The following is a 9555-nucleotide window of genomic DNA, read 5'->3' as shown; positions in this document are numbered from 1 at the left end:
GTGGGTGGGGGGGGGGTGGGGTCGGGCGCCGGCGGCCTGAATCGGCGGGGGCTGCTGGGGCGGGGGGGTAATGGGGCCTCCATCAGGTGGAGGGCCGAGGGGTCGAAGGCAGTGGTCTGGCCTTCGGTGGGAACGGGGGGGCCGGTGGGGCACGAGGGCGGCGATGTTTGCCCACCGCAACAGGTTCGGGGATGCCGGGTGCGCTGATCTGTCGGGCGCGGCGTTGTTTTGGCGGGCGGGAGCCTCCGGCGGGGATATTTTTGGACGGATGAAATTGTCGGGGTGCGGGGTCGCGGCGGGGCGTTGGGCGCCTGCGGGCTGAATCGGCCGGGGCTGCTGGGGAGCGGGGGTCATGGGGCCTCCATCAGGTGGAGGGCCGAGGGGTCGAAGGCGAAGGCGGTGGTCTGACCTTCGGCAGGAAGGGGTTGACCGGCGGGGACGAGGGCGGCGATTTCGGTGCCCTGGGCGGTGAGCACGACGCGGGTGGCGGCGCCGAGGTAGCGAAGTGCGGTGACGGTGCCGGTGACCGGCCCGGTGGCGGCGAGGCGGGTGGCCTCGGGGCGGAGCGAGGCCCATTGCGGCGGGCCGCCGAGGGCGCGGGTCAGGTCGGGGGGCAGTACGTTGGAGGAGCCGACGAAATCGGCGACAAAACGGGTGCGCGGCTGGGTGTAGATCTGTTGCGGGGTGCCGATCTGGGCGATTTTCCCGTCGTTGAACACGGCGAGGCTGTCGGCCATGGACAGTGCTTCGTGCTGGTCATGGGTGACGAAGACGAAGGTGATGCCGAGACGTTGTTGCAGGGCCTTCAGCTCATCCTGCATCGCCTCGCGCAGATTGAGGTCAAGCGCGCCGAGCGGTTCGTCGAGCAACAGGACACGGGGTTCGTTGACCAAGGCCCGGGCGAGGGCCACGCGCTGGCGCTGACCGCCGGAAAGCTGGGCGGGCTTGCGCATCCCGTAAGCGTCAAGCTTGACGAGGGCCAGCATTTCCTCGGCCTGAGCGTAGCGCTTGGCGCGGGAGGTGCCCTTGACCATCAGCCCGTAAGCCACGTTGTCGCGCACGTCCATGTGCGGGAAGAGGGCATAATCCTGAAACACGGTGTTCACGTTGCGCAGATGCGGCGGAGTGTTCGAGACATCCTCGCCGAAGATGCGGATGGTGCCGCCGGTCGGTTTCTCGAACCCCGAAATCAGGCGCAGACAGGTGGTCTTGCCAGAGCCGGAGGGGCCGAGCATGGCGAAGAACGATCCTTCGGCAATGGTCAGATCCACATCGTCCACGGCCTTGATCGGGCCGAAATGGCGGGAGACGGCGCTGAATTCGACGGCAGGGGTCATGCGATGTCCGGATGTGACAAGGGGCGGTGCGTGCCGAGCACGCACCCTACGCTTGGGGTCGGGGGTAGCGTGCGTGGTTCCGGGGCCTCGGACCCGAGGCCCCGGGTTCACGCACCGTTCAGCGGCCGCCGATCACGCCGATGTAGTCCGACACCCAGCGGTAGTAGGGCACGCAGGTGCCGTCGCCTTGCGAGCAGTTCGACACCGGGGTGGTCCAGAATTTGATCTTCGCGAAATCGTCCAGACCGTTGGCGGTGCAGGTCTCCGCCGTGGCCATGCCGCGACCGTCGGTGCAGGCGGCGGGCACGGAAGGGTTAGCGCCGAACCAGACCGCGAGGTCGGATTGCAGGTTCGAGCTGAGCGTGTGTTCCATCCAGAGGTAGGCGCAGTTCGGGTTGGCTGCGTCGACATGCATCATCGTGGTGTCGGCCCAACCGGTGGCGCCTTCCTGCGGGATGGTCGAGGCGATGGGCTGGCCTTCACCTTTCAGCAAGTTCACCTGGAACGGCCAGGAGCCAGAGGCGACCACGCCTTCGTTCTTGAAGTCATCCATCTGGATGAAGGCGTCGTGCCAGTAACGGCTGGTCAGCTCGCGCTGCACGCGGAGGAGATCGAGTGCGGCCTTGTACTGGTCTTCGTTCAGTTCGTAGGGCGAGGTGATGCCCAGTTCGGGCTTGTGGAACATCAGGTATTGCGCGGCATCGGCGACGTGGATCGGGCCGTCATAGGCCTGAACGCGGCCCTTGTTCGACTTGCCGTCGGGCAGGGTTGTTTCCTCGAACACCACGTTCCACGAGGTTGGCGGCTCCTTGAACACCTCGGTGTTGTACATCAGCACGTTCGGGCCCCACATGTAGGGGACGCCGTAATGGACGCCATCGACGGTATGCCAGGGGGCGTCCTTCAGGCGGTCGTCGACAGTGGACCAGGACGGGATCAGGTCGATGTTGATCGGCTGGACGCGGTCACCGGCGACGAGGCGGAGCGAGGCGTCACCCGAGGCGGTGACAAGGTCGAAGCCGCCTTCGTTCATCAGGGCGACCATCTCGTCGCTGGTGTTGGCGGTTTTCACGTTCACCTTGCAGCCGGACGCGGCCTCGAACTTGGTGACCCAATCGAAGGTCTTGTCGGTTTCGCCGCGCTCGATGTAGCCGGGCCAGGCGACGATGTTTACCTGGCCTTCGCCGGGACCGATTGCGGTGACTTGCGCCATCACCGGGGCGACGGCGGTCAGGATGGAGAGGGCCGTGGTGGCCATCAGCTTCAGGGTCTTCATTGCAGTCTCCCTATGGATGGGCCGCACATGCAGCGGCACGCCGGTTTTCCGGTCATCGGATCACGCTACGGGCGTGGGCAGAAATCGCAATAGCAAAACGCGGATGAGAGGTATCGGGTTTTCCGATGGGTTGGGCGATTTGGTCGCAAGCGAAAAATGTGCTTGACCTGGAGTTGGTCCAGCTTGCTAGGCCAATGCATCGAAAGGGAATGCAATGAACATCAAGGATGCCGCCGGGGCCAGTGGGCTGTCGATCGACACGATCCGATTCTATGAAAAGGCAGGAATGCTGCCGAAGGCACCCCGGGATGCGCGAGGCTGGCGGCGATTCGATGCCGGTGCTGTCGAGTGGCTGCGCAATCTGGAGCGCCTGCGCGCGACGGGTATGCCGATGGCAGACATGCGGCGGTTTGCGATGCTGGTTCATACGAGTGACGCCACAACAGCCGGTGCTGTAGCGGAGCGGCTGGCGATCCTGCACCATCATGCGGAACGACTGGCTGAACGGCGGCGCGAGGTGGAGGCATGCCAGGCCTTCCTTGATCACAAGATCGGCGTCTACAGCGATACCATTGGGGGTGCGACATGCTGATACAGACACTTTGGGATGGCACGACCGTACCGCGCCTCGGGCTTGGTTGCTGGGCCATCGGCGGGCCGTGGACCGCTGGGGGTGCGCCAGCAGGCTGGGGTGAGGTCGACGACGCGGAGTCCGTGCGGGCGATCCATGCCGCGGTTGCGGCGGGGATGCGGGTCTTTGACACCGCGCAAGCCTATGGGGCGGGGCATTCGGAGCGGGTGCTGGGACAGGCGTTGCGGGGCCACCCTGAGGTGCGGGTAGCGACCAAGGTGGGGCTGGCGATCGATCCGGCGCGGCGGGCCTTGATCGGGGAGGATCTGCCGGGGATCGCGGCGTCGATTGACGCGTCTTTGCGGCGGTTGCAGCGGGGGCGGATCGATCTGGTGCTGCTGCATGTGAACAGCCTGCCGATTTCCGAGGCCGACACGGTGTTCGAGACATTGGAGGCGCTGCGCTGCGCGGGCAAGATCGCCGCCTATGGCTGGAGCACGGACTTCCCCGATCGGGCGATGGCCTTTGCCGAGCGGCCCGGCTTTGTGGCGGTTGAACATGCGATGAACGTGTTCTTTCGGGCCGAGGCCTTGCTGCCGGTGATCGAGGCGGCGGGGCTGTTGTCGATCAACCGCTCGCCATTGGCGATGGGCGTGCTGGGCGGGAGAATCGCAGCGGGTGCGCGGTTCGGGGCACAGGATGTGCGCAGCCGGAACGCCGACTGGATGGCCTATTTCAAGGATGGGCAGGTGACGCCGGACCTTGCCCGCCAGCTGGATGCGGTGCGCGACCTGCTGCAGACGGGCGGGCGGTCGCTGGCGCAGGGGGCGATCGGCTGGCTTTGGGCGCGGTCTGGGGCGACGCTGCCGATCCCGGGGTTTCGCACGGTGGCGCAGGTGGAGGATCTGGCCGGGGCGCTGGCGTTTGGCGCCCTGCCCGCGGCCGCGATGGCCGCGATCGAAACGGTGATCGAGCGCGCGCCCGAAGGCCCGCCGCGCGAGCGCTGATCAGAGCGTTGCGATGGCCGATTGCGCCGAGCGGACGAAGTTGAACGCCGGGGGCGACAGCGGTGCGCCCTTGCGCCAGGCGAGGCCCACCTGCACGGAGGGCAGATCACCCGAGACATCGCGGATCTCGATCCGGTCGCCTTCAAGGCTCCAGGGGCGGTAGACCAGGCTGGGCAGGATGGCGAGGCCGGCCCCGGTGGCGACGAGGGAGCGCACCGCCTCGACGCTGCGGGTGCGGAAGGCGATCTGTGGTTTCACCGGCAGGGCGGCGATGAGGTGGCGAGTCGATTCCTCGATCTCGTCGACCATCAGCTGGATCAGGGGGGAGCCGGCGAGTTCCTCCAGCGCGATACTTTCCTGCTGGGCCAGCGGATGACCGAGCGGCAGCCAGAGCCGGTAGGGCGAGACGAGCAGGGTTTCGACATTGAGCGCCATGCGGTCCTTGACCGAGGAGGTGAGCAGGACGGCCACGTCCAGTTCGCCGCCGATCAGCAGGTGCTGCAGGTAGTCACCATTGTCTTCGATCACGTTGAGATCGACCTGCGGGAAGGCGCGGCGGTAACGGGCCAGGATGTCGGACAGCACATAGCCCGCGACCAGGCTGGTCACGCCCAGCGACAGCCGGCCGGTGGCGGTTTCGGCATCGGTCTGAAAGGTGGAGCGGGCGGTGGCCACATCGGCGAGGATCTGGCGGGCGTGGCGCAGGAAAGCCGAGCCCTTGTGGGTGATCAGCAGGCCGCGGGGCTGACGGTCGAACAGGGTGACACCGAGATCGTCTTCAAGGCTGCGAATCGCCTCGGTGACCGAGGATTGGCTGATCGACAGCGCACGTGCTGCGCCCGAAACGGACCCCGCCTCGGCGGCGGCGATGAAGAACTGCAGCTGACGGAGGGTGAAGGCCATTGGCACGTGTCCTTGGGGCGATGCCCCGGGGGTTTCACACCCCCGGACCCCCGTGGGATATTTGGGGAAGAGGAAGGGGCCGGGGTCAGTCTGACCATTCCAGCCGGTGCGACAAGGGGTGTGAGCGCTGTGCGGCCGCTTCGATGGTTTTTTGCGGGCGCGAGATGGGGCCGAATGCGTGGCTTGCAGGAAGGCGGTGGCGTTGGGACCGGGACAGTCGTTCCTGCGGTTGGGGCAGGGTCTGCCGTCGACGCTGCTGGGCGGTTTCCTGGGAGGCGTCTGGTTCGGCGCGATGGTTTGGGGGGTGCAGAGTCTGATTGTCGTGACGTTGGTCGCGGCGCCGGTGTTCGGCCAGATGGCGATTGATGCTATGCGCGCGCCGGGGCATGGCGGTGCGCGTGATCAGCCCGACGCGGGTTGCGGCGGCGGCGTTGGTGATGTGGTGGCTGTAAGGTGGTGTCAGCGGCCGGCCCATTCGGCCCGCGCCAGCGGCAGCCAGCCGCCGGGCAGACCGGGCGGCGGCGCGCCGTCTTGCCAGAAATGCAGGCGGATATGGTCGGGCAGCGCCGGGGTGTCCTGCAAGGCGACCACGGTCCAGACCATGTGGAAGCCCTCTTCCAGCAGGCCTTCGGCGTAAAAGGCGATCTCTTCGCTTTCCAGCGCCTCGGTCGGGGCCTCGTCCCAGCCCTGCGCGTCGCCCCAAAAGACCAACGCCTCGATCTCCGGCTGCTTCAGGGCCAGCGTGGCCACGGGGGCGAGGAAGGTCTGGATCGGGGTTGGGTCGGGTTTGCGGCTGGTCACGGCGTTCGGTCCTTAGGGTGCGCCATGTTCCGGGCAGAGGGCGGGCAAAGTCAATGCGCGGCGGGGGCGATCAGGTGAGGGTGCGGGCTTGATGGGGGGCAGCAGTTTCGGAAGGACAATCCGGCCTAGCGCCGGGTCATTGCGATACGGATGAGGGCGCGTTCCATCAACGCCATGCCTGGCGCGCGGGAAGAGGAGCGCAGGGTGAGGTCGGTTTCGAGCAGTTGCGCCACCGCACCTTCGAGCGCGCGCATGCCCCATTGTCCGGCCTGGCGGCCCATCGCGTCTTTCTGTTTGAAATTCACCCGCGCCTTCTGGATGCCCACCCCCGGACCGCCCGGATCCGAGGCGGCGGCATGCAGGATGCGGAAATGGCGCAGCGCGCCGATGCAGATGGTAACGGGTTGCACGCCCTGCCCCTCTAGCCGCCGGAACAGCGGGCCGATGGCATTGGCGCGGCCTTCGGCGGTGGCGTCGATCAGGTCATCCACCTGGGCCTCGATGGTGGCGGGGGCCATGGCGGCTACATCGGCGGGGGTGAGGGGGGTGGCGTCGTTGAATTTGTAGAGCGCGATCTTTTCCAGCGTTTGGCGGAAATCGCCGGGGTCAAGCGCGCGGGCGAGGGTGGTGAGGTCGGACATCGCCTCGCGGTCGATATCGCGCAGGCCGGCTTTCTTCAGCGCATCCTCGATCTCCTCGCGGCTGGGCGGATCATCGTAAAGCGCGATGCAGATGGCGGCGGTGTGTTTTTCGAACAGGGTTTTCAGCGCGGATTTGCCGGTCAGGCTGCCGCCGGTGACGACGATCTGCGCGTCGCCGGGCTTCCAGTCCTTCAGGGCGATGGCGATGGGATCGGCCAGCGTGTCGGTGGCATCTTCGACAAAGACCACGCGGGGGCCGGGGAAGAAGCCCACGGCTTTGATCGCGTCGAGGAGGAGGCTGCCATCCTTTCGCAGATCGGCCCCTGACATCCGCGTCAGCCGCATCTCGCCCTCGCCTTGCGGGCCGATCAGGGCGGCGATCACCTCTTGCCGGCGCAAGGCCACGCGCATCGGATCGGTGCCGAAGATCAGGAGCCCGGCGCGGCCCGGATCGGGTTTGGCGAAGTAGCGGCTGGCCTCGACCCCTTTCAGGATCATGGGAAGCTGGCAGAGGCGGCGATCAGGCGGGCGGTGATCTGATCGGCAAGGATGCGCATCAGGCGGAGGGCGGCATCTTCTTCGGCGGCCAGCCCCGCCACGGTGGAGCCGGTGGCCGAATAGGCGGTGAAGCTTTGCACCCGACCGCCAGCAAGGCGTTCGCCAGTGGCATGGTCGGAAAAGGTGTAGTCGATCACGCCTTTCAGGTTGAAGCGGGTGATCTGGTTTTCGGTGGTGATGCCGACGCCGACCGCCTCGGTGGTGATGGTGTAGGCAAGATCGTAACGGCGGTCTTCGGGGCGGCCAAGGCGTTCTTCCAGCCGTTCCACAAGATCAAAGCCATACTTGTCGGTCGGATCCTGCACCCAGACGGTGCCAAGCAGCTTGTTCGCGGCCCCGCCTGGCGCATAGGCCGGGGTAAAGCCACAAGCGGCGAGCGCAACCGGCAGAAGGATAAGGGAGCGGCGGTTAAATGACGACATTGATGATCCGCCCCGGCACGACGATGATTTTCTTCACCGGCTGACCGGCTAGGAACCTGACCACATCCTCATCCGCGAGGGCGATCTTTTCAACCTCTGCTGCGGGCATATCTTTTGGCACGCTGATTTCTGCCCGGCGTTTGCCGTTGATCTGGATCGGCAGGGTGACGGTATTGTCGATGAGGAGCGCCGGATCGGCCTTGGGCCATGGGGCCTGAGCGCAAAGACCTGCACCGCCCTGATAGGCCCAGATCGATTCCGCGATATGCGGCGTCATCGGCTGCATCAGTTGCGCCAGCGTGCGGATCGCGTGTTTCATCGTAGCGGTGGAGGCGTTGGCTTTCGACAGCGTGTTGGTGAACCCGTACAGCGTGGCGATGGCCTTGTTGAAGGCGAAGCTCTCGATGCCATGGGTCACGTCATGGACGGCGCGGGCGGTGGCGCGCAGCAGCGCCTCGTCGCCTTCGCCGTTGTGATTGGCGGGCATCTGTCCGATGCGGTCGCACAGGGTCCAGACACGGGACAGATGCTTGAACGCCGCCTCGGCACCTGAGGAGGTCCATTCCACATCGCGTTCCGGCGGGCTGTCGGACATGACGAACCAGCGGGCGGTATCGGCACCGTAGGCGGCGATGATGTCCTTGGGATCGACGACGTTCTTCTTGGATTTCGACATCTTAGCAGAGGGCGTGATGTCGACCAAGAAAGGCGATGCATTTTTTTTCAGTTCGAGTGCAGCAAAGTGCTTTGCCGCATCGAAGTTACTTGCGCTCGGATCATGACCCGCAAGGTTGAGCAAATCGTAAAGAGCTAGCTTTAGAACGCCGAACCGCCCTTCTTCAGTGCTGAAGATTTCGACCTCGTCCGGCAGATGATAAACCCGTTTGGCAATGATTGATTTGCTACTGTCGCGGGTCATGTAGATCTCGTGCGTCACCATCCCCTGCGTGAACAGCGCGTTGAACGGCTCGATGGCACTGGCGGGCAAATGCCCGGTCTTGTGCATCGCGCGGGCGAAGAAGCGGGAGTAGAGGAGGTGGAGGATCGCGTGTTCGATCCCGCCGATGTATTGATCGACGTTCATCCAGTAGGCGGCGTCTTCGGCAACGGTGGGCGTGGTGGCGTGGGGCGCGGTGAAGCGGGCGTAGTACCAGCTGCTGTCCACGAAGGTATCCATTGTGTCCGTCTCGCGCCGGGCCGGGCCGCCGCACTTGGGGCAGGTGCAATCGCGCCAGGTGGGATGACGGTCCAGCGGGTTGCCGGGCTTGTCGAAGGTCACATCGTAGGGCAGTTCGATGGGCAGGTTTTCCTTGGCCTCGGGCACCACGCCGCAGGTGTCGCAATGGATCACCGGGATCGGGCAGCCCCAATAGCGCTGACGCGACAGGCCCCAGTCACGCAGGCGGTAGTTGGTGACGCCCCGCCCGATGCCGCGCGCCTCGCATTCGGCGATGGCGGCGATGACGGCGGCCTCGCCGGTTTGCGTGGCCTCGCCCGCAAATCCGCGCACGTAGGTGACGCGTTCGGATTTCATCGGGACGTAGGCTTCAGCCAGCGGCATCTCGGGCAAACCCTCGGCCACAAAGACCGGCGGGATGGCCAAGCCGTATTTGGTGGCGAACTCGAAGTCGCGCTGGTCATGCGCCGGGCAGCCGAAGATCGCGCCGGTGCCGTAGTCCATCAGGACGAAGTTGGCGATGTAGACCGGCAATTGCCAAGTGTCGTCAAAGGGATGCAGCACGGTGATGCCGGTATCCAGCCCCAGCTTCTCGCCGGTTTCGATGGCCTCGGCGCTGGTGCCGCCGCGACGGCATTCGGCAACAAAGGCGGCGACCTTGGGGTCGTGGCGTTCCAGATGCTTGGCCAACGGGTGATCGGGGCTGATCGCGGCGAAAGACGCGCCAAGCAGTGTGTCGGGCCGGGTGGTATAAACCTCCAGCCGGTCAAAGCCTTCGGGCGCGCCGTGAGTGGTAAAGGCGAACTGCAACCCGCGCGACTTGCCGATCCAGTTCGCCTGCATCAGGCGGACCTTTTCGGGC

The 9555-nt window shown here is 65.8% G+C and carries 10 protein-coding genes; 2 read left to right on the top strand and 8 right to left on the bottom strand.

What is annotated here, in order from left to right:
• Window positions 1-350: 350 nt before the first annotated feature.
• Both RMO18_RS06075 and RMO18_RS06070 read right to left on the bottom strand, forming a co-directional pair.
• Complete coding sequence (locus RMO18_RS06075) at window positions 351-1337, bottom strand: ABC transporter ATP-binding protein (RefSeq protein ID WP_309664580.1); 987 nt, start codon at window positions 1335-1337, stop codon at window positions 351-353.
• A gap of 118 nt (window positions 1338-1455) precedes the next feature.
• Window positions 1456-2613 (bottom strand): ABC transporter substrate-binding protein, encoded by a 1158-nt coding sequence (locus tag RMO18_RS06070; protein WP_309664579.1) that lies wholly within the window; start codon window positions 2611-2613, stop codon window positions 1456-1458.
• 214 nt (window positions 2614-2827) lie between these two features.
• On the opposite strand from RMO18_RS06070, the gene RMO18_RS06065 reads away from it, so the two are divergent.
• Both RMO18_RS06065 and RMO18_RS06060 read left to right on the top strand, forming a co-directional pair.
• Complete coding sequence (locus RMO18_RS06065) at window positions 2828-3205, top strand: MerR family transcriptional regulator (protein WP_309664578.1); 378 nt, start codon at window positions 2828-2830, stop codon at window positions 3203-3205.
• Complete coding sequence (locus RMO18_RS06060; RefSeq protein ID WP_309664577.1) at window positions 3199-4191, top strand: aldo/keto reductase; 993 nt, start codon at window positions 3199-3201, stop codon at window positions 4189-4191. Before RMO18_RS06065 ends, RMO18_RS06060 begins: the two co-directional genes overlap by 7 nt.
• Here RMO18_RS06060 and RMO18_RS06055 read toward each other — a convergent pair whose 3' ends face one another.
• The 6 genes from RMO18_RS06055 to leuS form a co-directional block, all read right to left on the bottom strand.
• Window positions 4192-5094, bottom strand: a complete 903-nt coding sequence (locus RMO18_RS06055; RefSeq protein ID WP_309664576.1) for a LysR family transcriptional regulator — start codon at window positions 5092-5094, stop codon at window positions 4192-4194.
• A gap of 85 nt (window positions 5095-5179) precedes the next feature.
• On the bottom strand, window positions 5180-5569 hold the full coding sequence (locus RMO18_RS06050; protein ID WP_309664574.1) for a hypothetical protein: 390 nt from the start codon (window positions 5567-5569) through the stop codon (window positions 5180-5182).
• Window positions 5554-5895 carry a hypothetical protein gene (locus RMO18_RS06045; protein ID WP_309664573.1) on the bottom strand — a complete coding sequence of 114 codons (342 nt, stop codon included), beginning with the start codon at window positions 5893-5895 and terminating at the stop codon, window positions 5554-5556. The genes RMO18_RS06050 and RMO18_RS06045 overlap by 16 nt, the downstream gene beginning before the upstream one ends.
• Before the next feature lie 125 nt (window positions 5896-6020).
• Window positions 6021-7034, bottom strand: a complete 1014-nt coding sequence (gene holA / locus RMO18_RS06040; RefSeq protein WP_309664572.1) for a DNA polymerase III subunit delta — start codon at window positions 7032-7034, stop codon at window positions 6021-6023.
• A complete protein-coding gene (gene lptE, locus RMO18_RS06035; RefSeq protein WP_309664571.1) occupies window positions 7031-7516 on the bottom strand; it encodes an LPS assembly lipoprotein LptE in 486 nt (161 codons plus the stop codon). The genes holA and lptE overlap by 4 nt, the downstream gene beginning before the upstream one ends.
• A partial coding sequence (gene leuS, locus RMO18_RS06030; protein WP_309664570.1) for a leucine--tRNA ligase occupies window positions 7503-9555 on the bottom strand: 2053 nt, incomplete at its 5' end. The genes lptE and leuS, both read right to left, overlap by 14 nt.

This window comes from Tabrizicola sp. (assembly GCF_031377265.1).
In the GTDB taxonomy this organism is placed as follows: domain Bacteria; phylum Pseudomonadota; class Alphaproteobacteria; order Rhodobacterales; family Rhodobacteraceae; genus JAUYQR01.
Note: the sequence above shows the minus strand (reverse complement) of the source record. Positions and strands in the feature narration are given on the sequence as shown.

What these genes read in the sequence shown, in the direction of transcription:
- RMO18_RS06075 (WP_309664580.1), bottom strand. Translation starts at nt 1,337, where the DNA reads ATGACCCCTGCCGTCGAATTCAGCGCCGTCTCCCGCCATTTCGGCCCG.
- RMO18_RS06070 (WP_309664579.1), bottom strand. Translation starts at nt 2,613, where the DNA reads ATGAAGACCCTGAAGCTGATGGCCACCACGGCCCTCTCCATCCTGACC.
- RMO18_RS06065 (WP_309664578.1), top strand. Translation starts at nt 2,828, where the DNA reads ATGAACATCAAGGATGCCGCCGGGGCCAGTGGGCTGTCGATCGACACG.
- RMO18_RS06060 (WP_309664577.1), top strand. Translation starts at nt 3,199, where the DNA reads ATGCTGATACAGACACTTTGGGATGGCACGACCGTACCGCGCCTCGGG.
- RMO18_RS06055 (WP_309664576.1), bottom strand. Translation starts at nt 5,094, where the DNA reads ATGGCCTTCACCCTCCGTCAGCTGCAGTTCTTCATCGCCGCCGCCGAG.
- RMO18_RS06050 (WP_309664574.1), bottom strand. Translation starts at nt 5,569, where the DNA reads ATGGGCCGGCCGCTGACACCACCTTACAGCCACCACATCACCAACGCC.
- holA (WP_309664572.1), bottom strand. Translation starts at nt 7,034, where the DNA reads ATGATCCTGAAAGGGGTCGAGGCCAGCCGCTACTTCGCCAAACCCGAT.
- lptE (WP_309664571.1), bottom strand. Translation starts at nt 7,516, where the DNA reads ATGTCGTCATTTAACCGCCGCTCCCTTATCCTTCTGCCGGTTGCGCTC.